This is a genomic window from Sphingomonas sp. GW821-FHT09B04, assembly GCF_059418285.1.
Genome location: NZ_JBWKPO010000001.1, coordinates 908492 through 934365, shown reverse-complemented (window position 1 = coordinate 934365; position 25874 = coordinate 908492). Strand labels below are relative to the sequence as shown.

The following is a 25874-nucleotide window of genomic DNA, read 5'->3' as shown; positions in this document are numbered from 1 at the left end:
TTACGCCGGGACGGGTGCGTCCCGGCGGATCAGGCCGGCGTCCCTGAGTTCGTCCCACAGCGCCGCGGGGATCGGCTGCGCCATGAGCGCCAGCGCGTCGTCGACCTGACGCACCGATCCCATGCCGGGCACGACCGACGCGACCTGCGGATGCGCGAGCGGGAATTGCAGCGCGGCCGCGGCGAGCGGCACACCGTGGCGGGCGCAGATATCCTCGATCGCTCCCACCCGTTCGACGATCACGGGCGGGGCCGGCTCATAGTTGAAATTGGGGATCGCGCCGCCATGACGGACGCCCTTGGCAAGGATGCCGCTGTTATAGGGCCCGGCAATGACCAGCTGTACGCCGCGCTGCGCGCAGAGCGGGAGCAGATCGTCGAGCGGGTCCTGTTCGAGCAAGGTGTAACGGCCTGCGAGCATGATCAGATCGATGTCGCCGACGCTCAGCATCTCGATGCACACCGCGACCTCATTGACCCCCAGCCCGATCGCGCCGACCGCGCCCGAATCGCGCAGTTCCAGCATCGCGCGGTAGCCGCCGCCGATGAACCCCGCGAACAGCCGCGGATGATCCGCACCATGGGCAAAACTGCCGATATCGTGCGCGTAGAGGATGTCGATGCGATCGCGGCGGAGACGCTTGAGGCTGCCTTCATAGGAGCGCATCACCGCATCGTAGCTATAGTCGAATACGCTCTCATAGGGCTCGGGCGACACGAAGGCCTGACGCACCGCCGAGAGATCGGCGTCGGGACGCGGGTCGAGCCGGCGGCCGACCTTGGTCGAGACGATCGCAGTCTGTGCCGGATCCAGTTCGGCGAGCGCAGCGCCCAGCCGTTTCTCGCTGAGCCCGAAACCGTAATGCGGCGCGGTGTCGAAATAGCGCACCCCGGCATCCCATGCCCGCGCGACCACCGCGCGAGCCTGATCCCCGGGCACCGCGCGGTAGAGATTGCCGATCGACGCCGCCCCGAAGGCGAGCTGGCCCAGCTCGATCATGCGAGCAGCTGTACCGCGCCGAGCGCGATCCCGCTGCTGTCCTTCGCCGACACCGCGGCATCGCGCGGCTTGCTGGAGACCAGTCCGTCGATCTGCGCGCCGGCGACGTTGCGCAGCGCGACCGTGGGCCGCGCGTCGGACTGCTCGACCGCGAAACGGCAGTCGCGCACCGTCAGCCGCTTCGCGTGGCGCGCCCACAGGCCGTGCGCAGGCAGGGTCTTGAGATAGCTCACCTCGAGGCTGGTCTCGCGGCGATATTCGGGTTCGCGCGCCGCGTCGGCAGCGGTACCGCCGCCAGGCGAGGTTACGTCGACCCCGACGAAGCTCACATCCTCGACCGGGCCGTCGGCGAAGCCCTCGACTCCGCAGGGATAGCGCGGATCGGCGCCCGAGACCTGCACATCCTCGAACCGGACGCGGCGGATCGCACCGACCGGCGTGCCCTTCGGCGCGCGCATCCGCGCACCATGATGCACGAACAGCGGATGGTTGACCGGATCACGCAGCGTGATGCCGCTCACCACCACATCTTCCATCAATCCGCCGTCGACGATCCCGACGAGGATGCCGCGGCTGTTGGTGCAGATACAGTCGGAGACGCGGACGTTGCGGAAGCCGCCATTGGTCTCGGTCCCCATCTTGATCCGTCCCAGCACCCCGTTACCGTCGGGCGAGCCATAATCGGACAGGCGATAGCTGCCGTCGAGCAGCGATCCCATCAAATAGCCGCTGGTCTTGCAGCCCTGAATGAGGATGTCCTCGCACATGACCTTGCGGCCGAGCGCGTAGCTGCTCTTGAGCACGATCGCATCGTCCTTGGGCGCGTTGACGGTGCAGTTGACCACCCGCACATCGCGGCAGCAATCGATGTCGATCCCGTCGCGGTCGGTATCGATGACGATGCCGTCCAGCGCCATGTTGCTGCAGCCATGCGCGATGATGCCGAAATGGCCGGCCTGCAGGATGGTGAAGTCCTTGAGCTGGACATTGCGGCAGTTCATCAGCCCGATCGTTTTGTTCGCCCGGCCCACCTGCGCAGCCTCATTCGCGTCACGCAGCATGAATTCCTTCGGGCTGATTCCCAGTGCCTTTGCCGATTCCCAATTCTTACGCGCCCACCAGCGGTCGCCCGGACCGTCGCGATCGAGGCCGAGGCCGTGGAGCATGCCGGAGCCGATAACGGCGATGTTCGACGCGCCGTCGGCATAGATCAGGCTGTTATGGACATGGGTGATGCCGAAATCCTGAAACTGCTCCTCCAGATAATTTTCGGGCGGATCGTAGTTACGGCCGTGGATGTCGGGATCAGCCGCTTCGATGACCGCACCCGCGGACAAGGCCAGCGTGACATTGTCGAGCAGGCGGATCGAGAAGCTGAGATACCGGCCGGGCGGCACCAGCACCACGCCACCACCGCGCTTCGCCGCAGCCTGCACCGCGCGGTTGATCGCCGGACTGTCGATCGTCCGCCCGTCGCCGCGCGCGCCGTGTTTTCGGATATTCTCGACCCCATGCCCGTCGAGCGCAATCTGCGCGGCGGCGGGAGACCCTAGGATCAGAGCCAGCAACCCGAGGGTCGAGCGGCGATCGAAGCTTGCATGCGCATCAAACATAATTCATCATACGAATGCAAAAGGCGTTGTCTACGCCGCATTCAATCCGTTGGGAGAGTTTATGGGCCGTCTGGAAGGCAAGATCGCACTGGTGACCGCAGCGGGCCAGGGCATCGGCCGGGCCACCGTCGAAGCGTTCGTACGCGAAGGTGCGCGGGTCATCGCCACCGATGTCCGCGCCGAAACGCTGGAAGGGCTTGAGGGCGCCGAGACCCGTCAGCTCGACGTCACCAGCAAGGATGCGGTGCAGGCGATCGCCGCCGAGTTTCCCGACTTGAACGTCCTCTATAATTGCGCGGGCTTCGTTCATGCCGGCACGATCCTCGACTGCGACGAGGATGCGTGGGAATTCTCCCAGTCGCTCAACGTCACCGCGCAATATCGCATGATCCGCGCCGTGCTGCCCAACATGATCGCGCGCGGCGGCGGGTCGATCATCAACATGTCGTCGGTTTGTTCGAGCATCAAGGCGGTGCCCAACCGCTTCGCCTATGGCGCGACCAAGGCCGCGGTGATCGGCCTGACCAAATCGGTGGCGATCGACTATGTGACCAAGGGCATCCGCTGCAACGCGATCTGCCCCGGCACGGTCGAGACGCCATCGCTGATCCAGCGGCTGCACGACACCGGCGATTTCGACAAGGCCTATGCCGAGTTCACCGCACGCCAGGCGATGGGCCGGTTCGGGCGCGTGAGCGAGCTGGCGGCGCTGGCGGTGTATCTGGCCAGCGACGAAAGCGCCTTCACCTCCGGCACGGTCAATGTGATCGACGGCGGCTGGGTGAACTGAATCGAGATCGGCCTGCTGGGTCCTGCCCTGCCCCATAACCCCGGCCCTGTGCCGGGTCCACCGGGATGCCAAGGGAAGGGCAAGAGGCGTAAAGCCTGTCCAGCGCGGCACAGTGGACCCCGGCACAAGGCCGGGGTGACGGACGTTAGGAGAGTGCCCAGATGATTGCCAAAGCTGTTCGCCGTCTCACACTGACCGCCGCGTTGCTCACCGCCACGTCGGCTTTGGCGCAGGTGACGGTGCATGTCGCGCCCGCAGGCGACGACCGCAATTCGGGGACGCAGGCGAAGCCGGTACGCAGCCTCGAGCGCGCACAGGCGCTGGTGCGGGCGAGCAACGGCAAGAACGATGTCACGGTCCTGCTCGCCGACGGCACCTACAAGCTGACCAGGCCGCTGGTCTTCCGCCGCGCCGATGGCGGGCAGAGCGGCAAGACGGTCGAATGGCGCGCGGCGGAAGGCGCCAAGCCGGTCATCTCGTCGGGGATCGAAATCGGCGGCTTCGCAGTGCACGACGAGAAGGAACGGATCTATGTCGCCGCGACGCCGAAGGGGCTCGACACCCGCCAGATCTGGGTCAACGGCACCGTCGCCGAGCGCCCGTGGATCGAGCTGCGCGCGTCCGACGTGAAGTTCGGCGCGACCGGGTTCGAGATCGTCAATCCGAAATATGGCTATATCGGCAAGCTCGCCCGGCCCGACCGGCTCGAGCTGGAGGCGACCGGATTCTTCACCGACCGCTATTCGCCGGTGAAGTCGATCAACGGCACCACCGTGACGATGCAACAGCCGGCATGGGACAACAACACTTGGGGTTACGACACGGTCAGCAAGCCGATCTTCCCGGACGATTCGCGGTTGTTCCTCGTCAACGCGCTCGAGTTCATCGGCAAGACTAACGACTGGCATGCGCGCTATCACCAGTGGGTGATCGATCCGCAGGCGGGCAAGCTGTACCTGCGCGCGGGCATCGATGAGGATATCAAGGATCTGAAGGTCGTGGTGCCGACGCTGGAGACATTGGTGTCGATCAGCGGCACGCCCGCGGCGCCGGTCGAGCGGCTGAGCTTTCGCGGCCTCACCTTTGCCCACAGCTCATGGATGGGGCCGGGCAAGCCGACCGGCTATGCCAATCAGCAAAGCGGCGCGTACCTCAGCGACGTCTCGCCGATCCGGCCCAAGGACGCGTGGGACAAATGCGGCTGGGGCTGTGTCGAGTTCGAATCGATGCGCCTCAAATGGCACCAGATGCCGGCAGCGGTTCAGGTTTCGGCCGCGCGCGAGGTGGCATTCGAGGGCAACCACTTTACCCAGCTCGGCCAGATCGCGCTGGGCATCGGCAACGAGCCGACCGCGCACCTGACCGGCGTCGGCCTTGCCACCGACGGCGTCCGCGTGTCGCGCAACCGTTTCTCGATCCTCTCGGGCGGGGCGATCATGGCCGGCGGCGTGCGCACCGACGCGCATCATCCGGGCGACCCGAAGCTGATCAACCGCAACCTCGTGATCGAGGACAACACGGTCGTCACGGTCAGCCAGGATTACAAGGATAATGCCGCCATCCTGACGACGTATGTGGACGGTGCGACGATCCGTCACAACGACATCTCAGATGCGCCGTACGATGCGATCGCGGTCGGCTGGGGCTGGGGCTACAACGATGCGGGCGGCAACCCGAATTACGACGAGAAACAGAAGGGCTATGTCCACAACCCGAAGTTCACGACGCCCACCACGCTGCGCAACACGCTGGTCGAGGGCAATCGCATCCATGGCGTGAAACTGTGGTACGAGGACGGCGGGGCGATCTACAACCTCTCCGCCAACCCCAATTCGGTGATCCGCAACAACCATATCTTCGACATCTCGAACCGGATCGGCATCTATCTGGACGAGGGCAGCAAGCACTTCACCGTGACCGGCAACGTCGTCGAGACCGGGGGCAAGTGGCTCAACATCAACACCGCAGGCGGCATGTACCGGCGGCGCATCTCGACCGACAACAAGGCGTTCGGCAACTGGCATAATTCAATGTCGACCGGCGGGCGCTGGCTGCCCGAGATCGGCAATGACGCGCGGGGGAATTTCCTGATCCCGGACCGCGACTGGCCGGCCGATGCGCGCAAGGTGATCGAGGAAGCGGGGCCGCGGGACTGACCGCTGCCCCTAGTCTCCGCGACGAGCAAAGACGAGGTGAAGGACGCTGCGCAGGCGTCGACCGGTTGCGTACCGGGCGTCGCCTGCCGTGCTTACCCTTATGGACGGCACGGGGATCGCCGTCCTAGAAGACCGACGATGGGTTCGTCGCACAGTTTTGCCGAAGCGCCGCTCGGGCGGTTGCGCCACCAGGCAAACGAGGTGCGCGAGCGCCATTGCCATGACGATCCGTTCGTCGCGGTGGTGCTGTCGGGCGGATATCAGGAGGCTGGCGACGAAGGCCGGTGGAACGTCCGCGCCGGCGACGTCCTGATCCACCATGGCTTTGAATCGCATCTCGACCGATTCGATTCCTGCGGTACAGAGGTGCTGATCCTGCCGCTCCCGGTCGAGTTCGCACAGGCCCGGACGGTGCGCGGGCGGATTGCGGATGCCGATCTGCTGGTCCGCATCGCCGAACGCGACCTGATCACCGCGCGCGCCATGCTCGCCGAACAATTCGTCGCGACGACCGCTTCCACGCTCGACTGGCCCGACGCGCTCGCCGCCGATCTGCGCGCAATGCCGGATATCACACTGGGGCAATGGGCCGAGCAAGCCGGCGTTCGCCCTGAAACGGTGAGTCGCGGCTTTCGCCTTGCCTATGGCTGCACCCCCAAGGCCTATCGTGCGAGCGCGCGCGCCCGCGCCGCGGTGGCGACATTGCGCGTCAGTGAGACATCCTTCGCGGCAATCGCACACCAGCTGGGCTATGCCGATCAGGCGCATATGACGCGGGCGGTCACGATGCTGACAGGCCTGACGCCCGGCGGATGGCGGCGGCGGTCAACTGGGTTCAATACCGGCGCGGGCGCGGCCCCGTAGGAATCATCCCGAACCCATCTTTGCACGGAACCTCGCCGCATGATCGACCGCCGTACCCTGATCGCCACCGCGCTGCTCCCCGCGCTCGCGCCTGCCGTCCGCGCGGGACAAAGCCAGAGCGCAGAGGGTGCGAGGCTGACCGCGATCTATGAGAGGCTGTACGACCGGCTGCTCGAGACCGATCCCGAATTCTGCACCGCGCTCGGGCTGGACAAGGGCGCCAATGCCGGCGCCAAATCGAAGCTGACCGACCGCAGCCCTGCAGGCCTACGGCGTTCGCATGACCTGTATCGCGAGGGGCTGAAGCAGCTCGCGACGATCGACCCGGCCAAGCTGTCGGGCATGGACCTGGTCAATTACGAGACCTTCCACGGCCCCTGGCAAACGTTCGTCAAAGCCTACGACACGTTCAGCTATGGCCTGCATGGCTGGCCCGAACCGCATCCGGTGACCCAGCTGAGCGGCATCTATCGCTCGATCCCCGATTTCCTGACCAACCAGCACAGCATCGCCAATGCGGCGGACGCCGAAGCCTATCTGGCGCGCTGCGCCGCCTTCGCCGTGGAACTCGACAACGAGACCCGGCGGATCAAGGCCGATCATGCCGCCGGTGTCATCCCGCCCGATTTCGTGATCGACCGCACGCTCGAGATCTATGCCAAGGTCGCTTCGCCCGCGCCCGAGGCAAATATCCTCGTCACCAACCTGACCGCCAAGACGAAGTCGATCCCCGGCGATTGGGCGGCGCGCTGCGCGAAGATCGTGAGCGGCGACATCTATCCCGCGATGCAGCGCCAGATCGCCGAGCTGCGCAGCGCGCGACCGCGCGCCACGCACGATGCCGGCGTGTGGCGACTGCCGCAGGGCGCGGACTATTATACCTACGCATTGCGCTACGCGACGACGACCGGGATGACGCCGCAAGAGGTTCATCAGCTCGGGCTGGAGAAGATGGCAGATCTGACCGCGCGCGCCGATTCGATCCTGCGCGCGCAGGGGATGACGCAGGGCAGCGTCGCGCAGCGGCTGAACGCGATGGGCAAGGACCCGCGCTTCGTCTATCCCAACACCGATGCCGGCAAGGCGAAGCTGATCGCCGAGCTCAACACCCAGATCATCGCGATGCAGAGAAGACTGCCCGAGATGTTCGGACGGCTGCCGCGCGCGCTGGTCGAGATCCGCCGCGTTCCGCCGGAGATCGAGGCGGGCGCGACCAACGGCTATTACCAGCTCCCCGCGGTCGACGGGTCGCGGCCCGGCGCTTATTACATCAACCTGCGCGACACCGCCGAGAACCCGCGCTGGGCGCTGCCCACGCTGACCTATCACGAGGCGACGCCCGGCCATCACCACCAGATCGCGCTGGCACAGGAAGCGACCGGTATCCCCCGGCTTCGCCGCCTGCCCGCCTATTCGGTCTACTCCGAAGGCTGGGCGCTGTATGTCGAGCAGCTGGCGGACGAGATGGGCGCCTATGCCGACGATCCGTTCGGGCGGCTGGGCTATCTCCAGTCCTATATGTTCCGCGCGGCGCGGCTGGTGGTCGATACCGGGCTGCACCACATGCGCTGGAGCCGCGAGAAGGCAATCCAGTACATGAACGACGCGCTGGGTACGGCCGAACGCGGCAACATCACCGAGGTGGAGCGCTATTGCGTGTGGCCGGGACAGGCGACCAGCTACATGGTCGGCCAGACACGCTGGGTGGCGATCCGCGAGAAGGCACGCAAAGCGCTGGGCGACAAGTTCGACATCCGCGCCTTCCACGATACCGCGTTGGCCGCAGGGGCAATGCCGGTATCCGTGCTCGAGTCGATGATCGACCGCTGGATCGCAGCGCAGCGCGGCGGTTAACCGCCGCGCTGCGCTGCGATCAGGGCCGCGTCGCGTAGGTCCATGTCACCGCGTCGGTGAGTGCTTCGCCCGCCGCGGTGCGGGTGCGTGCCTCGACGCGGTTCTCGCCTTTGGCGAGGTCGATCGTCCACACCGCCATCCGATCGGTCACCGGCACGCTCGCCCATGCCCCGCCGTTGAGGCGAAACTCAACCGAGGGCTGATTCGAGAAGGCCATCACCTTCACGCGTTGCGTGCGCTTGCTGATGTCGCGGCGGCTGGTGAGGTGGAGCATCGGCTTGTCCGACCAGTTGGCCTGATACCAGAAATAGGCGTCCTTGGGCTTGCGGTCCTCGGTCACCAGCCCCTTGTCGTTGATCGCCGGGCGGTCGCCCTCGTTGCGCTTGAACGAGGGGAAGTCGATCCCGACCCAGACGAAGGTCGACCACAGGAACGGCCGCTTCTTCATCTCGAGCCAGTGCTTGATATGGAAGTCGGTCTGATATTGCTCGGGATGCCAGTAGCCGTTGGATTCGGGGCGCTTCACCACCGGATCCTCCTGATGAAGCAGCGAGGCGCCGGCACCATATTCGCTGACGCCGATCGGGCGGGTCGGCAGCTTGGCGTGAAGCTCGTCCGCCCAGGGACCGATGTCCTCCGACTTGGTCCAGTACCAGCCGAAATAGCGATTGTACGACACGGTATCGCTGTGCAGCGCGACCGGATCGCTGTCGTCGAGGCAGCAATGCGCGTAAGTGGTCGGACGCAGCGGATCGAGCGTCTTCGCGGTCGAATTGAGCTCAGCGAGGATGCGGTTCGAGGCGGTGTCCGACTTGCGGATCTCGTTGCCGATTCCCCAGAGCGCGACCGAAGGATTGTTGTAGGTCTGCGCGATCAGCTCGCGCATCTGCTGAACGAGGTTGATACGGAATTCGTCCGACTGGTCGTGATCGTCGATCAGCGGGACTTCGGTCAGGATCAGGATGCCGAGCTCGTCGGCGCGGTCATAGACGCGCTGCGGATGCTGCATGTGCGCGAGGCGGATGCCGGTGACGCCCATCTCGTCGAAGATCTTCAGATCCTCGTCGATCTCGGCCTGAGTCACGATCGGGCCGCGGCCGAAGCGCGACGGGTGCTGCAAATTGACCCCGTAGAGCGGGTAGTGCTTGCCGTTGAGCAAGAAGATGCCGTCGGGCCTGACCGCGACGGTACGCACGCCGAGCGGCACCGACTGGCTGTCGACCACGCGCCCGTTTGCGACGACCTCGCTCTCCACGCGATAGAGATAGGGGGATTTGCGGCCCTCCCACAGCTTCGGCGCCTTGAGCGTGAAACGCTGGTCGGCGGTGCCGCGCGTGCCGGGCGCCAGAGTGAGCGGACTACGCTGAGTGGCGACTGCCTTGCCCTGCGCATCGACGATGCGGGTAACGATGTCGAAACGCGCGGGCGCAGCACGGTCATTGACCACCGCAACCGTCGTACCGATCGTCGCGCTGTTCTTGCCCAGCGCTTCGGTCCGCGCTCGGATCCCCGGCCCGGCATGGTCGAGCCGGTCGAGATGGAGATCGGACGTCGCGATCAGCTTCACCTCGCGATAGAGGCCGCCAAAGATGTTGAAGTCGCCGTTCAAGGGCGAGATGTGCGGATTCTTCGCATTGTCGACGCGGACGGCGAGAAGGTTCTCGCCCGCGCGCAGCTTGCCGGTGACGTCGAAACGGAATGCCGCATAACCACCTTCATGGCTGCCAAGCTTCTCGCCGTTGAGCCAGACATCAGCCCTGAGCGTCGCGCCACCGAAATGGAGCAGGTAGCGCGTGTTAGGGAGCGCCTTGTGGTTGAGTTTGAGGCGATACCAGGCAGGGCCGCGATAATAGACGCCCTCGGGCTCGCCGCGCGCCTTGGCGCCGCCGATCCCCGAATCCTCTGCATTATAAGTGTGCGGCACCGCGACCCGCGACCAGCGCATGTCATCGAAGTCGGGGGCCTGCGCGCCCGTCGCGTCTTCCTTGACGAATCGCCAGCCCTGCGTGAGCGCAGTTTCCTGCGCGAGCGCGACCGGCGCGAGCACCAGCGCGGCGAGCCAGATCAGGCTCCGTTGAATGAAACGCATCATACCCCTGTTCCCGTAAACGTCTGAATCGATCCGATCGCGATATTGCGGCTGTCCGCGTCGGTGCGCACCGCAGCCTCGCGCCGTTTGGGCGAAGTGAGGCGATCAATCACCGCGCCGTCCACATTCTCCAGCGCGACGGCGGGCCGTGCGTCAGGCGTCGCGGTGTCGAAGCCGCAATCGACGACGCTCAAATTGCGGACGTGCCGTGCATAGAGGCCATGCGCGGGCAGAATGCCCATGAAGCTCGGCTCGAGGCTGGAGTTGCGCCGCTCCGGGACGGTGCGGTTCGCATCCGCTTCGGTTCCGCCACCTGCCGCCGTCGCATGGACGCCGCGGAAGCTGACATCCTCGATGATCCCATCGGGGATGCCGACGACACCGCACGGATATTCCATCCGCGCACCCGAGACCTGGATATCGGTGAAGCGCACGCGGCGGACCTTCGCCACCCCCGCGCCCTTCGGCGCGCGATTGCGCGCGGACAGGCGCAGGAAGATCGGATGATTGACCGGATTGACGAGGTTGATGTCACGGAAGGTGACGTCCTCCAGCACGCCGCCATCGATCGCGCCGAGTTGAAGCCCGCGCGCATTCTCGCTCACGCAATCGGCGATGAGGATGTTGCGGAAGCCGGTCGCGCTGTCGGTGCCGAGCTTGATGCGGCCGAGCACGCCAACCTTGTCGGGGGCAAGATAGGGCGATTTGCGATAGGTGCCGTCGAGCACGCTGCCGAGCAGATAGCCGCTGGTCTTGCAGCCGATCACCTGCACATCCTCGCAGAATACCGGGCGCTGAAGCGCGTAGCTGCTCTTGAGCACGATCGCGTCGTCCTTGGGCGCATTGACCACACAGTTGGTGACGCGCGCATCGCGGCAGCAATCAATGTCGATGCCGTCGCGGTCGGTATCGACGGTCAACCCGTCGATGCGGACATTGGTGCAGCCCAGCACGTAACATGCGAAATGTCCGCCCTGCAGGATCGAGAAATCCTTGAGCAGTATGTTGCGGCAACGGGTCAGGCCGATCGCCTTGTTGCCGCGGCCCTCATATTCCATCTCCCCGGGGATCGCGCGACGTGCGGCGTCGGGGCTGAGGCCAAGCTCGCCCGGCGATTTCCAGCCCGCAATCCCGTGCCAGCGCGGCGCCGGCCCTTCGCGGTCGAGGCCGAGGCCGTGAATTAGCCCATGGCCGATGATCGCGATGTCGCTGACCCCGTCGCCATAGATCAGGCTGTTGTGGAAGTGCGCGAGGCCGTAATCGACCAGCTGCTCCTCGAACACGCCCTCGGGCAAGTCATACTCGCCCCTGTGCTTCTTCGGGTCCGCTGCCTCGATCACCGATCCGGGGCTGAGAACAAGCGTAATGTGGCTCTTGAGGCGAATCGAGAAGCAGAGATAGCGGCCCGGCGGCACCACGATCGTGCCGCCCCCGCTGGCGCTCGCAGCCTCGATCGCGCGGTTGAAGGCAGGGGAATCGACCGCTTTGCCGTCACCCTTCGCGCCATAGTCGCGAACATTGTGGAAACCGGTGAGCGATCCCGTCGCGCGGACCGGCATCGCACTCGCCGCGAACGCCGCGCCTGCCCCCAATAATGCCGTCCTGCGACTGAACTCGGCCCGTGCCTCGAGCAATGATCCTCTCCTGTCCTTGTTTATAGTATGATGAATTAGCCGGGCATCGACTGCAAGCTGTAAGTCAGGTTTGAGCGATCACGCAGCGATCGGGGGCCAGCCGGAGCGTCAGATCAACCCGTCCCGGCATCTCGGCGAGGATTGCGCGGGTGATGCGTTCATAGTGCTGGATGAAGCGGGCAATCTGCGCATCGTTCATCGCCAGCGCCGGATCGCGGCCTTGCGTGGCAAGCGAGACGCGCAGATCCGCCTCCTGCTGGGCGCGCCAGCCTCGCACCACCTCGAATCCGGGCGCGGCGAGCAGCACCAGCCGGTCGATGCGCGCGAACAGCGTCTGATAGGGACCGGCGAGTGCATCGTTGACCGCGTGACGCCAGACGCCGTGCGGGTCTTCGGTCCGTTCAAGATCGTTGACGGGCACGGCGAGATCGGCAGGCGATTGCGCGGCAGCCCCGATGCACCAGCCCTCAAAGATCAGCAGGTCGAGCGGACCATCGACGGGCTCCCATTGCGCTCTGGGCAATGAATCGTCGCTGGCCTTGTCGAATCGCGGGAGGCGCACCGCTTGCCCGGCCTTCACTGCGTCGAGGATCGTGCAGCCCAGCGCCACATCATGCGTCAGCGGCACCCCGCGCGTGGCGAGCAAGGGGTGGACAGTATGTGCCAACTCCGCACGCGCGGCCTTGCCGAGATAGAGGTCATCGAGCGAGAGGATCGCGGCGCGCACGCCGAGCCGCTGGACGAGGCCCTGCGCGAGGGTCGATTTACCGCTGCCCTGCGATCCACAGATACCGAGGATCAGCGGGCGCGGGCCGTTCAACCAGCCTGCTGTCGCCTGCGCGACGATCTCAGGCGACGCGGTCAAGCGGCTCACGCCCGGCGAAGAAGGCGTCGAGATTGTCGGCAACCTTCATGCCCATCGCCTCGCGCGTCTCGAGCGTGGCCGAGCCGAGGTGCGGGAGCAACACGGCGTTGGGGAGGTCAGTCAGTGCGGCTTCGACCGCGGGTTCGCGCTCGTACACGTCAAGCCCGGCAGCGGCGATCGTGCCGGCCTTCAGCGCTTCGGCGAGTGCCGTTTCGTCGATCAGCGTGCCGCGCCCGGTGTTCACCAGCACCGCGTCACGCTTCATTGTCGCCAGTGCCGCAGCGTCGATCATGTACCGCGTCGCCGCGCCGCCGGGCGCGTGGAGCGAGACCACATCGGCGACGCGAAGCAGGCTGTCGAGCGAAGCGTGATACGCCGCTTCGGGTACATCGCCGGCGCGGCTGCGGCTGTGCACCACGACCTCCATCCCGAATGCCCTGGCCCGCTCGGCCACGGCGCGCGCAATACGGCCATAGCCGACCAGTCCGAGCACTTTCCCGCGTAGCGAGCGGCCGAGCAAATGGGTGGGACGCCAGCCGGTCCACTCACCCGCCCGCAATTCGCGCTCGCCCTCGCCTGCACGGCGGGTGACCATCAGGATCAGCGTCATCGCGATGTCGGCGGTGGCGTCGGTGAGAACATCGGGCGTGTTGGTGACAGTCAGGCCCGCCTCGCGCGCGGCGTCGAGATCGATATGCTCGAACCCCGCGCCGTAATTGCCGATAATGCGCGCGCGGCGGCCTTCGGCGAGGAGCACCTCCCGTGTGATCTTGTCGGTGACCGTCGGGCAGAGCGCATCATGCTCGCGCATCGCCTGCGTCAGCGCGGCAGCGTCCATCGGCAGGTCAGCTTCGTTGTGGGTCACATCGTAGCTGGCGGCCAGACGCCCTTCGACCGCTTCGGGCCAGCGGCGGGTGAGGAGGATCTTCGGTCTTGCCATGATGCGTTCCAACTCCCTTCTGTCACCCCGGCCTTGTGCCGGGGTCCACCCAGTCTCACCGGTGAAGCGAGAGCCTCTCGTTCCACGCTTGCCTCCCAGTGGACCCCGGCACAAGGCCGGGGTGACGGCACGTGAGGCGGAGGTCCGTTGGTAGTGGCTAGCGCCCTAGCGCCGCTGGAACACCGGTGCCCGCTTCCCGGCGAAGGCGGCACGGCCCTCCTTCGCGTCTTCGGTCGCAAAGCAGATCGCCTGCAGGTCGCGCTCATATTCGATCGCCTTGTCCCACGGCATGGTGTGCGCGGCGCGCAGATTAAGCTTGGCGGTCTCCGCCGCGATCGGTGCGCGCGACGCGATCGTCGCGGCGATTTCCTGCGCGCGTGCGTGCAACGCGTCGGGCGCGACGATTTCACTCACCAGCCCCCCGGCCAGCGCCTTGTCGGCGTCGATCATGTCGCCGGTGAACAGCATCAGCGCGGCGTTGGACGCCCCCATCGAATAGGTCAGCCCCGCCGCCATCCCGCCGCCGCCGATCCAGCCAAGCTTGATCTCCGGCGCGGCGAACTTCGCGCTGGTGCTGGCGATGCGGATGTCGGCGGCCATCGCCGTCTCGAGCCCGCCGCCCAGCGCATAGCCATTGATCGCTGCGACCACCGGCTTGCGGCAGGCACGCAGCGCGTCGCAATAATCGTCGCGGTTGCGGAAGTCCCACGGTGTCGCATAGCCGTCGAGCGTGGTGATGTCGGAGCCGGCCGAGAAGGCCTTTTCGCCCGCGCCGGTGATGACGACGCAGCGCACCGCGTCGCTGGTGTTGCACTCGCCCACGGCAGCGATCAGCGCGGCGGCCATTTCGGGCGTCAGCGCATTGAGCTTGGCCGGGCGGTTGAGGGTGATGGTGGCGACATGGTCGGCCACGGTGAACAGGAGGTCGTCGGTCATGTCTCGGCTCCGGCCGGATGTTGGCTGCGGTAGAAGGTTTCGAGGTCATCGAGCACGGGGTCGGCGGCGTCGCCGTCGAGCAACCCCGCGCGCAGCCGCGCCGAAGCCGCGGCCTGGAAGGCAATCGCCCCGTCATGGCGCGGACGCAGCAATGCCGCCTCGACCGTCGCGAGCGTCGCGGCGAAGAAGCCGCCGGTCGCGGAATTGACCGCGACGTCCTGCCACGCCGAGCGCAGTGCCGGCTGCCCGTCATGCCGCGGGATGAAGCCGCGCTGCACCGGCTCCGACATCAGCCAGCGCAGATGATCGAGCAGTTCGGGCGTGATCTGACAGCGCTTCGACACGCCGATCCCGGTGCCGCCCAGCGTCGAACCGATCCGGCCACCGGGACCGGCGGGCGCATCGGCAAAGCCCACGCCGCGCGTCGCGTAGTTCACATAGCCATAGATCAGCGGGCACAGGTCGATCCCCTCGCCGCGCTCGATCGCGCCCAGCATCGCAATCGGATTGAGGTCGCACGCGCGGCGGGTGACCGGGCCGGTCAGCACCGCCATCAGGCTATAGGCCTCGCGTGCCACGGCCCGATCCATGAACCCCTCGCGCGGCGCGGCCGGCTCGAAGCCGAACGCGCCGCAGAGCGACTGGAAGCTCAGTATCGCGTGCGGGCCAGCGAGCGAGAGCGCGACCGCATGATCTGCGGCAAAGGCGGGGAGCTGCGCCCATTCGAGCGGAGGCAGCGCCACGCTCTCGCGACGGTACGCCATCACCTGAGTTGCTGCATCAAGCGGCAGCGCCCAGTGCTGGCCTGCATAGTGATAGCTGGCGAGCGACGGTCCCGCGATTGCGCGACGCCACGCCGCGATCTCGTCCGCGTCGAACAGCTCCTCGACCGGCACAAGACACTCCGCCGCAACCGCCTCGCCGACATGCGGGTGATCGAGCACCACCAGATCATAGCGCGCGCAGAGATCGCCGATCGGATGCGATTCGAACCCTTCGAGCGGGTGTGTGTCCCAGCGCAGCGCCAGCGTGTCCGCCTGCGCCGCCGCGGCCGCGAGCGCATTGTAGCCGCGCGGATGATCCCAGGTCAGGCCGCGATAATTGGGCATGCTCATGCGTGCTGGCGCACCACGCCCGCTTCGATCAGAGCCTCGATCGCGGCATCGTCCAGCCCGGCTTCACGCAGCAATTCACGGCTATGCTCGCCGACCAACGGCGCGCCGCGCTCGACCGTCGAAGGGGTCTTGGAGAAGCGGATGGGAAAACCCGGCGCCTTCACCCGGCCCTCGGTCGGGTGGTCGTACTCGACGAAGGTGCCATTGTGCCTGATCTGGGGATCCTCGACCAGATCGGCATAGCCATAGACCGGGCCGGCCCAGATATCGCGCGCGCGCATTGCCTCAAGCCATTGCACGCTGGTGCGCGCAGGCAGATGTTCCTTCACTCTGGCGAAGATCTGGTCGCGCAGCGCCCAGCTGTCGCGCTCGTCGTCGAGGCCGTCGAAGAAGGGGTCCGCGAACAGCTCGCCGAGCTTTTTGAGCGACGCCATGGCGACGGTGATGTAGCCGTCCCGCGTCGCGAACACGCCATAGGGTGCGCGGATATAGCTGTGGGCGTGCGGCTCGGCCGAACGCGCCTGCGGCTTCTCGCCCACAGTGAACACCGACAATTCCTGCATCTGGATCGTGGTGATCGCATCGAGCATGTTGACCTGAACCAGCTGGCCCTCGCCGGTGCGTTCGCGGTGAAAGAGCGCGGCGAGTGCGCCCTCGAACGCCGAATAGGCGGTGACCGCGTCGACCAGATACTGGCCCGCGGCGGACGGCGGCGCGCCCTCCGCGCCGGTCGACATCATCGCGCCCGACATGCCCTGAAGCAGCAAATCCTGCCCCGGATAGTTGCGGTACGGGCCGTCCTCACCATAGCCCGACATCGAGACATAGATCAGCCGCGGGTTGATCGCGCTGAGCGTCGCGTAATCCACCCCCAGCCGCTCGGCGACGCCGGGGCGGTAGTTCTGCAGGAACACGTCTGCATCCTTGACCAGCTCGAGCAGCAGCGCCTTGCCCTCGGGCGCCTTCAAGTCGACCGCGAGGCTGCGCTTGTTGCGATTCAGGGAGAGGAACGAGACGTTGATCTGGTTGCCATTGGCGCCGCCGGCCGATGCGTGGCGCTGCCACTCGCCGCCGGTCGGCTCGACCTTCACGACGTCGGCGCCCATGTCGCCCATGCGCTGCGCCGCGAACGGGCCGGCCATCGCGATCGAGCAGTCGAGCACGCGGATGCCGCTCAGGATATTGGTCACGTCGTCTGTTCCTTAGCTCATGGTCCAGCCGCCGTTGACGTGCAGCGTCTGGCCGGTGACGAAACCGGACTCGTCGCTCGCGAAAAAGGCGATGGCGTTGGCGATGTCATGGGCGGTGCCGCGGCGCTTGATCGCCTGCGCGTCGAGCACCATGCGGGTATAGCCCTCGGGGTCGGGGTGAATCTTCTCAGCGTCGGTCGGGAAGGCGCCGGGCGCGATCGCGTTGACCGTGATGCCGTACGTACCGAACTCGCGCGCCCAGGCGCGGGTCAGACCGACCAGCGCCATCTTCGACGCGACATAGGGCGAAAGGTTGGCCCAGCCGCCCGACACGGTGATGCTGGAGACGTTGACGATGCGGCCGAAACCGCGTTCGCGCATCCCCGGCAGCGCCGCCTGAACCGCAACGATGCCTGCATCGACATTGACGCGCTGGACCGCCTGATGCTCCTCGATCGAATAGTCCTCGAACGGTTTGGAGGGGTAGATGGCGGCGTTGTTGATGACCACGTCGAACCCGCCGATATGCCGCGCGAGCTGATCGAGCGTGGCGCGAAACCCCGCGAGGTCGGAAAGGTCGGCGGTCGAGACGACGAGCTTGCCCAGTCCTTTGCCCTCAGCAGCGACTTTAAGCGCCTCGACCTTGGCGAGGTCGTTGTCGATCGCGACCACCGTCGCGCCGCGCTCGATCAGCAGCAGCGTCGTGTCGAGGCCAAGGCCGCCCGCAGCGCCGGTGTAAAGAACGACGCGGCCCTTCACTTGGCACCGCCGATCGGCGGGAAATTGCCCGAGGGCATCGGGTATTCGCCAGCGGGCTGGAGCGCGACACCCTCGATCCGCTCCACCGCGTCGGCGACCGCGGCGGCATCCGGCAGGATGCGGAAGACGCTGTCGTAGCGCCGCGCCTCGCCATGCTCGAGCCAGGTCAGCTCGCCACGATCGCGCGCGAAATCCTTGCCCATGACATGGTTGGTCGAAGGCTCGATCCCGACGGCGTAATGGCCGGCGTGGAGGTTCTGCCATTCGTACATCGCCGGGAACTGGTCCTTGCGCGTCTCGACCTCGAAGCCGAAGCCGATCGCCTCATTGACCACCGCGACATTGACCTTGCCCTGCGCGTCGGCCGCCATGTCGTGCTGCCACACCTGTTCGTGGAAATTGACGATCGGCGCAGGAAAGGTCCGGTAGCCGGTATTCTGCTCGCGATACGTGTCCTGATGTGCGGCCCAGATCACGTCGCGAATCGGGGCGACGTAGCGCGACCCCTCCGCCACCACCGGATGGCCGACGTTGATATGGTAGCAATACATGTGCGGCGTACGGTAGAAGCCGTGATTGACCACGCGGTCGTGCAGCCGGATTTCGTTGCCGCCGACATCGGCCTCGATCCGCCGGATCAGGTGCAGGTCCTCGCCGAACACGGTCGATTGCTGGACCACGCCCTCAGCCCACAGCACGCAGCGGTCGCCCTCCCAGCTTTCGCCATAGCCGGTCAGCCGCGCCGGGATCGTACCGATGCGCCCGTGCAGCGAAGAGGAAACCTTCTCGCGCGGGCCATAGTGATAGTGGCCGGCGGGATCGTCGTGCATGAACAGGACATGGTCGAGGCCACAGGTGATCAGCAGGCCCGACATCGAGCGGAACCAGCCGAGCCCGCCCTCACCCTCATAATCATGCAACCCCGGGTGGCGGAAGCCCGAGGGCGAATGCCAGCCGACCGCGCGGCCGTTATGCTCGCACTCGGCGATGTCCATTGCGCGATCGATGAGGACGGTGAAACGCAGGCCGCTCCCGGTGCGGAATTCCAGTTGCCGGACGCCGCGCTCGACCCCGTCGCCGAGCGTCGACAAGCGCACGCCCGCGAATTGCGACAGCGAACCCGATCGCGCCGCAAGGTCGCGCCGGTTAAGAGTCTCGCCATAGAGCCTCGGCACCATCCTGCTCCATCATCATATTGTACGATGTATGATGTTTAAGGCAGGATAGCACTTTGCGTCAATCGACGTTCGGGAGATTTCCAGATGCCACTCGTTCGCCGCTGCTTCGCCGTCGATCTGCACGACGATCCCGGGCTGATCGCCGCCTATCGCCGCTGGCACGAACCCGGCGGGCCGCCGGCGGCAGTGAATGCCGCGATCCGCGCCGATGGAGTCGAATCGCTGGAGATCTGGCTGGTGGGTGACCGGATGTTCATGACGATGGAGCAGGACACCGACAAAGCGCCCGATCCGGAGACCAAGCGGGTCCGCGATGCCGAGAACCCGGAGGTCGCGGCGTGGGACGGACTGATGGCGAGCTTCCAGAAGTCGCTGCCGTTCGCACCCGGGCGGACCTGGGTCGAGATGGAACAGATCTATTCGCTGGCGGAGCAGAAATAGCCCAACCCGTCATCCCGGTGTTGTGTCGGGATCCACCGGTAGGCAGGCGCCTGACAAGAGGCGCAAACACATCCTTCGGGGTGCCGTGGACCCCGGCACAAGGCCGGGGTGACGATCACCCCCGCGGCTGAGCTCGCCGCTTATCCCATGATCCGGCGATATGCTCGCGCATCGCCTTCGACGCACGATCGGGGTCGCGTGCGGCGATCGCTTCATAGACGTTGCGGTGCGCGGCGTGGGTCAGCTTGACGTGCTCGATGCTGAGCTTGCCCGAATAGCCGTGCGTGCGCAGCGCTTCGGACTGGATGCCGTCGATGATCGCCTTGCTCAGGCGATCACCCGACATATCCATGATGATGTCGTGGAAGCGCAGATCCTCGACCACATAGGCCGAAGGCATCGTCACCAGCGTTTCGAGCTTGTCGATCTGAGCGGCGAGCTCGGCGACCGTTTCGGACGTGGCGTTGGCCGCCGCCTTCGCCGCCATCGCCGATTCGAGCAGCGTCCGCACCTCCGACAGGTTATCGAGATAGCGCAGCCCGTCCTCGCCCTGGAACAGCGCGGAAAGGATCATCGGATCGAGCATATTCCATGCGCGGTTGCCACGCACGATCGTGCCGCGGCCCTGTTGCGAAACGACCAGCCCCTTTTCGGTCAGCGCCGTCGTCGCCTCGCGCACCACGGTGCGGCTGACGTCGTACATCTCGCACAGCATATTCTCCGGCGGCAGCGCGGTGCCGACCGGATAGGTGCCCATGACGATGGCATTGACCAGATCCTCGACCACCGCGGTGGACAAGCGCGGGCGGCGGCGGACCCGCTGATGCGCGGCCGTTACTTCGCTGTTCATTGCCCTGTCTCGCTCACGCCGTTCCGCTCTCCAAACCCGAACTCTACGTCATCGTCGCAAAAGGGTGAAGCGGCAACGCCCGATACGTCAAGGGCTTGCAACGGGGCTTGCGAATTCGGAAAGATAATACATACTATGTTTCGACAACGGGCGGAAGCAATGCCCGGCACAGGGGCGCCACCAGCTATGAAGATTACCGGATATCGCAGCCTGACGACGACCCATGACTGGGGACGTCCGGTGGGCGACGTCAACGGTGTCGTGCAGAGCGGTGTGACCGAAGTGCCGATCCTGCTGATCGAGACCGATGGCGGGCTGACCGGCATCGGACTTGGCCAGCATCATGACATCGCGCGCGTGTTCCCGGCGGTCGAGGGGCAGGATCCGCGCGCCGTCACCGCGCTCTACGATTCGATGCTCGCGCATGTGTTCAAGACCGGTCATGCCGGCGCGACCTATGGCGCGATCGCCGCGGTCGACATGGCGCTGTGGGACCTCAAAGCCAAGATGGCGGACGAGCCGCTGTGGCGCACGCTCGGCGCGCTCGACCGGTTCGTCCCCGGCTATGCCTCGGGCCTGTGCTACGGACTCGATGACGACGCCTTTGCCGCGCATTATCGCGATTGGGCAGCACGCGGCTTCACCTCCGCCAAAATCAAGGGCGGGCGCGAGATCCGGCGTGACATCGACCGGTTGCTGGCGGCACGCGACATCCTGTCGGCCAATACCAGCCGCCCGGCGATGATGCTCGACGTCAACGAGACGTGGAACGTCAAGCAGGCGGTGCGTCACCTCGCCGAGATCGAGGCCAATCTCGATCTGACCTGGATCGAGGAGCCGGTGCGCCGCTGGGACGCCGAGGGCCATGCCCGCATCTCGCGCGCCTGCCGCGCCGCGGTGGCGACGGGCGAGAATTTGACCGGGCTCGACCAGTTCACCCCACTGTTCGATGCGAAGGCCGTGGACGTCGTCCAGACCGGCAGCGTCTGGGGCATCACCCATTTCCTGCGCGTCGCGACCGCGGCGCACGCGCGCAATCTTCCTGTCTCACCGGTCGGCTATAATATGAATCCGGTGGCGCACGCCGCCGCCGCAATGCCCAATATGATCGGGATCGAGGTGCAGGACTGGAAGGCGCCCAACGGCCTGACGGTCGATCAGACGGTTGCCGATGGCGGCATCCGGCTGGGCGACGCACCGGGCCTTGGCATCGCGATCGACGAAGCGGCGCTTGCCAATGGCGCCGCGCCCGGCTGGAACAGTGCGGGCGGCCCGCATCGCCGCGCGCGGCAGGCGGGACTGCGGCTGGTGCCCGACGGGCCGCAGGCGGCCGAATAAGACCAGACACAAGAAGCGATCACCGGAGAGACCATGGCCACCGCCGCCGACCCCAACCCCGCTTATGTGCTCGGGCCGCAACGGACGAAGCTTCAGCTATCGCTGATGGTCAATTTCTTCCTGCTGATGGCGCTCTACAGTGGCGTGCTCGGGGTGCTGCTGCCCAACCAGGTCGCAGAGCTGGATGAGGGGTCGAAGGCCAACAACCTCGCGTTGATCTTCTTCATTACCTCGATCTTCTCGACGCTGACCACGCCGATCGCGGGCGCACTGTCGGATCGCACGCGCAGCCGCTGGGGACGCCGCTCGCCCTGGATCGCGATCGCGTCGCTGATCGGTTCGGCAGCGCTGTTCGGCGTGTCATGGATGACCAGCTTCTGGTCGCTGATGGTGCTGTGGGTGATGGCGGCGGTCGCCTACAACGCGATGCAGCCGGCGATGACGACGCTGATCGCCGACCGTTTCGCGCCCGAGACGCGCGGCGCGGTCAGCGGCATCGTCGGCGCGGGCATGACGGCGGGCCTGACCGCGGGCACCGTCGTCGCGGGCTATCTCGCGGGCGAGCGCGCGCTGGCCTATGGGCTGTTCGCAGGCGCGGTCGCCGCATCGTGCATCGCCTTCGTCGCGATCAACCGCGAGCCGCCGAGCGACCATATGCCGCGCCGGCAGATGCGCTGGGGCGAGTTCCTCAAGGGTTTCTGGATCTCTCCGCGCGAGCACCCGGATTTCGCCTGGGCGTTCGCCAGCCGCTTCTTCATCTATATGGGCTATCAGGCGGTCGCGGCGTATCTGCTCTATATCCTGCGCGACTATATCGGCCTTGCCAACGACGCGTCGAACATCGCCATCGCCAATATGGCGATCGTCACGCTGATCTGCCTTGTCGCCTCATCGCTCATCTCGGGCTGGCTTTCGGACCGGTATCAGGCGCGCAAGCCGTTCGTGATCATGGGCAGTCTGATCATGGGGTGTGCGATGGTCGCGCCGCTCGCCGCGCCGAACATGCACGGCATGTGGGCCTATGCCGCGATCATCGGCGTCGGATACGGCATGTTCATGTCGATCGACATGGCGCTGATGACTCAGGTGCTGCCCAAGAGCGCGCTCGGCGACGAGGGCAAGGATCTCGGCATCCTCACCACCGCGGTCAACATCCCACAAATCATCAGTCCAGTGATGGCGGCCGGGCTGCTGCACCTGTTTGCCAACGATTATCGCGCGATCTTCTGGGCCGCCGTGATCTTCGTGTTCGGCTCGGCGCTGTGCGTTCTGCCGATCCGCGGAGTGCGCTGAACGCCGCTATTTATAATATGTATGATGATAATTTGACATACGGATTGGCTTGTTCCATTCTGACGTCAAATAATGATGCCCGAGGAGGGGAAGATGAAGTTGCGCCGTGCCCTGTTGCTGTCTGCTGTCGCCGGAAGCGCGCTGACGCTGGCCCAGCCCGTCCTTGCGCAGGACGCGCCGGCCGCGCAGGCCGACGACGCTGCCCCGGCCGGAGAGGAAATTCTCGTCACGGGCATCCGCGCTTCGGAGCGCGCCGCGATCGACATCAAGCGCAACGCGGTCAGCGTGGTCGATTCGATCGTCGCCGAGGATCTGGGCAAGCTGCCCGACCAGAATGTCGCCGAGTCGCTCCAGCGCGTCACCGGCGTCACGATCGAGCGCAACCGCGGTGAGGGCCGCTACGTTACCGTCCGCGGCTTCGGTCCCAAGTTCAACGCGGTCACCGTCAACGGCCGCACGCTCGCGACCGACAATAACGGCCGCGAATTCTCGTTCGACGTGATCCCGTCGGAAGTCATCTCGGGCGCGGACGTCTACAAGTCGCCCCAGGCAAACTTCAACGGATCGTCGATCGGCGCGACGATCAACGTCAAGACGCTGCGCCCGCTCGATCAGAAGCAGGGCTTCAAGGTCGCCGCGTCGGCGACCGGCATGTGGTCGGAAATCGCCGACAGCTGGAACCCCGAATTCTCGGGCGTGGCGAGCTGGAAGAACGATGCCGGCACCTTCGGCGTCGCGCTGGCAGGCGTCTATTCGGAGCAGGACAACCGGATCGACGAGTTCACCATCGGCGCCGGCCATGTGAAGCGTTCGGCGGGCGACTCCTATTACAACCTCGCGGGTGTCTCGCGTGGCCGCATCGGCGCGGGGGTGCAGAATTTCAGCGGCGTCTCGATGCCGTCGAACCTTTCGCCCTTCTTCTTCGAGCGCAACCTCAAGCGCTGGGCGGTCAACGGTTCGGTGCAGATGCGCCCGAGCGACACGCTCACCGTGACGGTCGACACACTCTACTCCAAGGCACGCTTCCGCGAGCAGCAGACCGGCCTCGCCTATGACTTTGCCGGCGGCATTCTCGCCGAACAGGTCGTGCAGGGCGGCAGCGTCGTCAACGGTGTGCAGACCGGCGGCGAGGCAGTCTACCAGCGCTACACCGGCGGCTTCGTCGATCAGATCATCCAGTATGACGACCGCGACGTCACCACCGACCAGTTCGGCATCAATGTCGACTGGCAGCCCACCGATACGCTGCGCGTCCGCCTCGACGGCTCGCTCTCCGACGCGCGCCGCCGCGGCAAGGAGAACAACCTCTTCACGACGATCCGCCGCAAGGGCGTCGACATGTCGTTCGACCGGCGCAGCGGCAGCCCGATCTACGATTACGGCTTCACCAGCCCCAACTACGCCAATGCCGCGACCAACCCGCAGGGCGTCACCGCGCACTATTATATCTGGGGCGGCGGCTCGAACATCGACGACGAGATCGAGGAGTACAAGGCCGACATCGAGTGGAAGCCGGGCAACGGCAATCTGACGCTCTATGTCGGCGCGCTTGCGCAGAGCCGTATCAAGACGATCACTGCCGACGAGACTCCGTTCGGCGAGCAGTGCACCTATTGCGACTCGAACCGCGTGCTGCCGCAGTCTCTGTTCGCGCCCACCGACCGCTATTTCTTCTCCGGCGGTGGCGGTAACATCATCCGCGACTGGCTGATCTATAGCCCGCAGGAGATGATCCGCACGATCGACCAGTTCGCGGCGCAGGACGGCAAGACGTTCAACCCCGGCGTCTTCTCGCCCTCCGCATCGTCGGTTGTGAACGAGAAGGTCAAGGCCGCTTACGCCATGGCGGCGTGGCAGGGCCAGCTCGGCGGCATGGACCTCGCGGTCAATGTCGGCCTGCGCTACGAGGATACCGACTATACGTCGTCGGGCGCATCGCGGCAGGTGCTGAGCGCACGGCCGACCGGCGGCGGACAGAATACCATCGTCGTCTCGCCGGTGCAGCCGATCAGCTTCCGCGGCAAGTACCATGACTGGCTGCCGTCGATTAATGCCCGCCTGAACGTCACCGAAGACTTCATCCTGCGCTTCGCCGCGTCGAAGGTGCTGACGCGCCCGACTTTGTCGGACCTGTCACCGCGCCAGACGATCCAGACCAACCCCGGCAACGAGACGATCCGCCGCGGCAACCCCGATCTGCAGCCGTTCCGCGCCAAGCAGGTCGAAGCCGGCGCCGAATGGTATTTCGCGCCCGGATCGCTGATTTCGGCAGCGGCGTTCTACAAGGACATCCAGTCCTTCGTGACGCTGACCACCACGCCGCAGCTCGTCGATCAGGTGACCTTCCAGGTCACCGTGCCGGACAATGGCAAGGGCGCGACGGTCAAGGGCTTCGAAATCGGCTATCGCCAGTCGTTCGACAACTGGCTGCCCGCCCCGTTCGACGGCTTCGGCATCCAGGCAAGCTACAATTACACCGACTCGAACGCAGAGTATCGCAACGCGGTCGCCAATGTGAGCTTCGGGCTCGAGGGGCTGTCGAAGAACTCGTACAGCCTGGTCGGCTTCTACGAGAAATACGGGGTGCAGGCGCGTGTCGCCTATACCTATCGCGACAATTTCCTGCAGGTCGCGTCGGGCCGTAACGGCGAACCGGAATATTTCGACGCCTATGGCCAGCTCGACGTGAGTCTGTCCTACGATGTCGGCAAGCACTTCACCGTCTTCGCCGACGCGATCAACCTCAACAACGCCAAAGAGTTCATCTACTCGGTGAGCGAGGATCGCACCAAGGAGTATCGCAAGACCGGCCGCCGCGTTTCCGCGGGTGTCCGGGTCCGCTTCTGACAGCCGCCTGCCACCCCTCCCCGGCACGGCCCAGGGGCGCTCCGTCGCGGTCCACTCGACCCGACGGAGCGCCCCGCTTCTTTTCGGAGCGAAATCGCCTGACAAATGGCGGATGGAAATACG

The 25874-nt window shown here is 65.8% G+C and carries 20 protein-coding genes; 8 read left to right on the top strand and 12 right to left on the bottom strand.

Annotation, left to right across the window (positions count from 1 at the left end):
• Both AC07NK_RS04580 and AC07NK_RS04575 read right to left on the bottom strand, forming a co-directional pair.
• A complete protein-coding gene (locus AC07NK_RS04580; RefSeq protein WP_495169374.1) occupies window positions 1–999 on the bottom strand; it encodes an aldo/keto reductase in 999 nt (332 codons plus the stop codon).
• The gene (locus AC07NK_RS04575) at window positions 996–2612 is read right to left on the bottom strand and encodes a rhamnogalacturonidase (protein WP_495169373.1); all 1617 of its coding nucleotides are present in this window, start codon (window positions 2610–2612) and stop codon (window positions 996–998) included. The genes AC07NK_RS04580 and AC07NK_RS04575 overlap by 4 nt, the downstream gene beginning before the upstream one ends.
• Window positions 2613–2673: 61 nt before the next feature.
• Here AC07NK_RS04575 and AC07NK_RS04570 point away from each other — a divergent pair, with 61 nt between their 5' ends.
• The 4 genes from AC07NK_RS04570 to AC07NK_RS04555 all read left to right on the top strand — a co-directional run bounded on the left by AC07NK_RS04570 (window position 2674) and on the right by AC07NK_RS04555 (window position 8276).
• Window positions 2674–3402 (top strand): SDR family oxidoreductase, encoded by a 729-nt coding sequence (locus AC07NK_RS04570; protein ID WP_495169372.1) that lies wholly within the window; start codon window positions 2674–2676, stop codon window positions 3400–3402.
• Between the two features lie 161 nt (window positions 3403–3563).
• Complete coding sequence (locus AC07NK_RS04565) at window positions 3564–5558, top strand: right-handed parallel beta-helix repeat-containing protein (RefSeq protein ID WP_495169371.1); 1995 nt, start codon at window positions 3564–3566, stop codon at window positions 5556–5558.
• 138 nt (window positions 5559–5696) lie between these two features.
• A complete protein-coding gene (locus AC07NK_RS04560) occupies window positions 5697–6422 on the top strand; it encodes a helix-turn-helix domain-containing protein (protein ID WP_495169370.1) in 726 nt (241 codons plus the stop codon).
• A gap of 39 nt (window positions 6423–6461) precedes the next feature.
• On the top strand, window positions 6462–8276 hold the full coding sequence (locus AC07NK_RS04555) for a DUF885 domain-containing protein (protein ID WP_495169369.1): 1815 nt from the start codon (window positions 6462–6464) through the stop codon (window positions 8274–8276).
• A 19-nt stretch (window positions 8277–8295) separates the two neighbouring features.
• Here the strand turns inward: AC07NK_RS04555 and AC07NK_RS04550 are convergent, their stop codons facing one another.
• The 9 genes from AC07NK_RS04550 to AC07NK_RS04510 all read right to left on the bottom strand — a co-directional run bounded on the left by AC07NK_RS04550 (window position 8296) and on the right by AC07NK_RS04510 (window position 18982).
• A complete protein-coding gene (locus tag AC07NK_RS04550) occupies window positions 8296–10368 on the bottom strand; it encodes a glycoside hydrolase family 2 protein (protein ID WP_495169368.1) in 2073 nt (690 codons plus the stop codon).
• Entirely contained in the window at window positions 10365–11999 is a 1635-nt protein-coding gene (locus AC07NK_RS04545; protein WP_495169367.1) for a rhamnogalacturonidase, read from the bottom strand. The genes AC07NK_RS04550 and AC07NK_RS04545 overlap by 4 nt, the downstream gene beginning before the upstream one ends.
• 64 nt (window positions 12000–12063) lie before the next feature.
• The gene (locus tag AC07NK_RS04540; protein WP_495169634.1) at window positions 12064–12864 is read right to left on the bottom strand and encodes a kinase; all 801 of its coding nucleotides are present in this window, start codon (window positions 12862–12864) and stop codon (window positions 12064–12066) included.
• The gene (locus AC07NK_RS04535) at window positions 12848–13804 is read right to left on the bottom strand and encodes a 2-hydroxyacid dehydrogenase (RefSeq protein ID WP_495169366.1); all 957 of its coding nucleotides are present in this window, start codon (window positions 13802–13804) and stop codon (window positions 12848–12850) included. Before AC07NK_RS04535 ends, AC07NK_RS04540 begins: the two co-directional genes overlap by 17 nt.
• A 165-nt stretch (window positions 13805–13969) precedes the next feature.
• The gene (locus AC07NK_RS04530) at window positions 13970–14740 is read right to left on the bottom strand and encodes an enoyl-CoA hydratase/isomerase family protein (RefSeq protein ID WP_495169365.1); all 771 of its coding nucleotides are present in this window, start codon (window positions 14738–14740) and stop codon (window positions 13970–13972) included.
• Window positions 14737–15855 carry a carbohydrate ABC transporter substrate-binding protein gene (locus tag AC07NK_RS04525; RefSeq protein WP_495169364.1) on the bottom strand — a complete coding sequence of 373 codons (1119 nt, stop codon included), beginning with the start codon at window positions 15853–15855 and terminating at the stop codon, window positions 14737–14739. The genes AC07NK_RS04530 and AC07NK_RS04525 overlap by 4 nt, the downstream gene beginning before the upstream one ends.
• Complete coding sequence (locus AC07NK_RS04520; RefSeq protein WP_495169363.1) at window positions 15852–17045, bottom strand: CaiB/BaiF CoA transferase family protein; 1194 nt, start codon at window positions 17043–17045, stop codon at window positions 15852–15854. Before AC07NK_RS04520 ends, AC07NK_RS04525 begins: the two co-directional genes overlap by 4 nt.
• 12 nt (window positions 17046–17057) lie before the next feature.
• On the bottom strand, window positions 17058–17804 hold the full coding sequence (locus AC07NK_RS04515) for an SDR family NAD(P)-dependent oxidoreductase (protein WP_495169362.1): 747 nt from the start codon (window positions 17802–17804) through the stop codon (window positions 17058–17060).
• Window positions 17801–18982 (bottom strand): aldose 1-epimerase family protein, encoded by a 1182-nt coding sequence (locus AC07NK_RS04510; RefSeq protein ID WP_495169361.1) that lies wholly within the window; start codon window positions 18980–18982, stop codon window positions 17801–17803. The genes AC07NK_RS04515 and AC07NK_RS04510 overlap by 4 nt, the downstream gene beginning before the upstream one ends.
• Before the next feature lie 84 nt (window positions 18983–19066).
• Between AC07NK_RS04510 and AC07NK_RS04505 the strand changes: the two genes are divergently transcribed.
• Window positions 19067–19423: an L-rhamnose mutarotase gene (locus AC07NK_RS04505; RefSeq protein WP_495169360.1), complete on the top strand. Its 357-nt coding sequence runs from the start codon at window positions 19067–19069 to the stop codon at window positions 19421–19423.
• A 115-nt stretch (window positions 19424–19538) separates the two neighbouring features.
• On the opposite strand, the gene AC07NK_RS04500 is transcribed toward AC07NK_RS04505, so the two are convergent.
• Complete coding sequence (locus AC07NK_RS04500) at window positions 19539–20273, bottom strand: FadR/GntR family transcriptional regulator (protein WP_495169359.1); 735 nt, start codon at window positions 20271–20273, stop codon at window positions 19539–19541.
• 186 nt (window positions 20274–20459) lie between these two features.
• On the opposite strand from AC07NK_RS04500, the gene AC07NK_RS04495 reads away from it, so the two are divergent.
• From AC07NK_RS04495 to AC07NK_RS04485, 3 genes are all read left to right on the top strand, one after another.
• Window positions 20460–21611: a mandelate racemase/muconate lactonizing enzyme family protein gene (locus tag AC07NK_RS04495; protein WP_495169358.1), complete on the top strand. Its 1152-nt coding sequence runs from the start codon at window positions 20460–20462 to the stop codon at window positions 21609–21611.
• 33 nt (window positions 21612–21644) lie between these two features.
• Complete coding sequence (locus tag AC07NK_RS04490) at window positions 21645–22904, top strand: MFS transporter (protein ID WP_495169357.1); 1260 nt, start codon at window positions 21645–21647, stop codon at window positions 22902–22904.
• Window positions 22905–22997: 93 nt separating this feature from the next.
• A complete protein-coding gene (locus AC07NK_RS04485; protein ID WP_495169356.1) occupies window positions 22998–25751 on the top strand; it encodes a TonB-dependent receptor in 2754 nt (917 codons plus the stop codon).
• Window positions 25752–25874: the final 123 nt, after the last annotated feature.

Excerpts from the sequence above, each read along its gene's own strand:
- AC07NK_RS04530 (WP_495169365.1), bottom strand. The coding sequence starts at position 14,740 with ATGACCGACGACCTCCTGTTCACCGTGGCCGACCATGTCGCCACCATC.
- AC07NK_RS04500 (WP_495169359.1), bottom strand. The coding sequence starts at position 20,273 with ATGAACAGCGAAGTAACGGCCGCGCATCAGCGGGTCCGCCGCCGCCCG.
- AC07NK_RS04535 (WP_495169366.1), bottom strand. The coding sequence starts at position 13,804 with ATGGCAAGACCGAAGATCCTCCTCACCCGCCGCTGGCCCGAAGCGGTC.
- AC07NK_RS04505 (WP_495169360.1), top strand. The coding sequence starts at position 19,067 with ATGCCACTCGTTCGCCGCTGCTTCGCCGTCGATCTGCACGACGATCCC.
- AC07NK_RS04570 (WP_495169372.1), top strand. The coding sequence starts at position 2,674 with ATGGGCCGTCTGGAAGGCAAGATCGCACTGGTGACCGCAGCGGGCCAG.
- AC07NK_RS04580 (WP_495169374.1), bottom strand. The coding sequence starts at position 999 with ATGATCGAGCTGGGCCAGCTCGCCTTCGGGGCGGCGTCGATCGGCAAT.
- AC07NK_RS04565 (WP_495169371.1), top strand. The coding sequence starts at position 3,564 with ATGATTGCCAAAGCTGTTCGCCGTCTCACACTGACCGCCGCGTTGCTC.
- AC07NK_RS04575 (WP_495169373.1), bottom strand. The coding sequence starts at position 2,612 with ATGTTTGATGCGCATGCAAGCTTCGATCGCCGCTCGACCCTCGGGTTG.
- AC07NK_RS04550 (WP_495169368.1), bottom strand. The coding sequence starts at position 10,368 with ATGATGCGTTTCATTCAACGGAGCCTGATCTGGCTCGCCGCGCTGGTG.
- AC07NK_RS04485 (WP_495169356.1), top strand. The coding sequence starts at position 22,998 with ATGAAGTTGCGCCGTGCCCTGTTGCTGTCTGCTGTCGCCGGAAGCGCG.
- AC07NK_RS04495 (WP_495169358.1), top strand. The coding sequence starts at position 20,460 with ATGAAGATTACCGGATATCGCAGCCTGACGACGACCCATGACTGGGGA.
- AC07NK_RS04490 (WP_495169357.1), top strand. The coding sequence starts at position 21,645 with ATGGCCACCGCCGCCGACCCCAACCCCGCTTATGTGCTCGGGCCGCAA.
- AC07NK_RS04525 (WP_495169364.1), bottom strand. The coding sequence starts at position 15,855 with ATGAGCATGCCCAATTATCGCGGCCTGACCTGGGATCATCCGCGCGGC.
- AC07NK_RS04560 (WP_495169370.1), top strand. The coding sequence starts at position 5,697 with ATGGGTTCGTCGCACAGTTTTGCCGAAGCGCCGCTCGGGCGGTTGCGC.
- AC07NK_RS04510 (WP_495169361.1), bottom strand. The coding sequence starts at position 18,982 with ATGGTGCCGAGGCTCTATGGCGAGACTCTTAACCGGCGCGACCTTGCG.
- AC07NK_RS04555 (WP_495169369.1), top strand. The coding sequence starts at position 6,462 with ATGATCGACCGCCGTACCCTGATCGCCACCGCGCTGCTCCCCGCGCTC.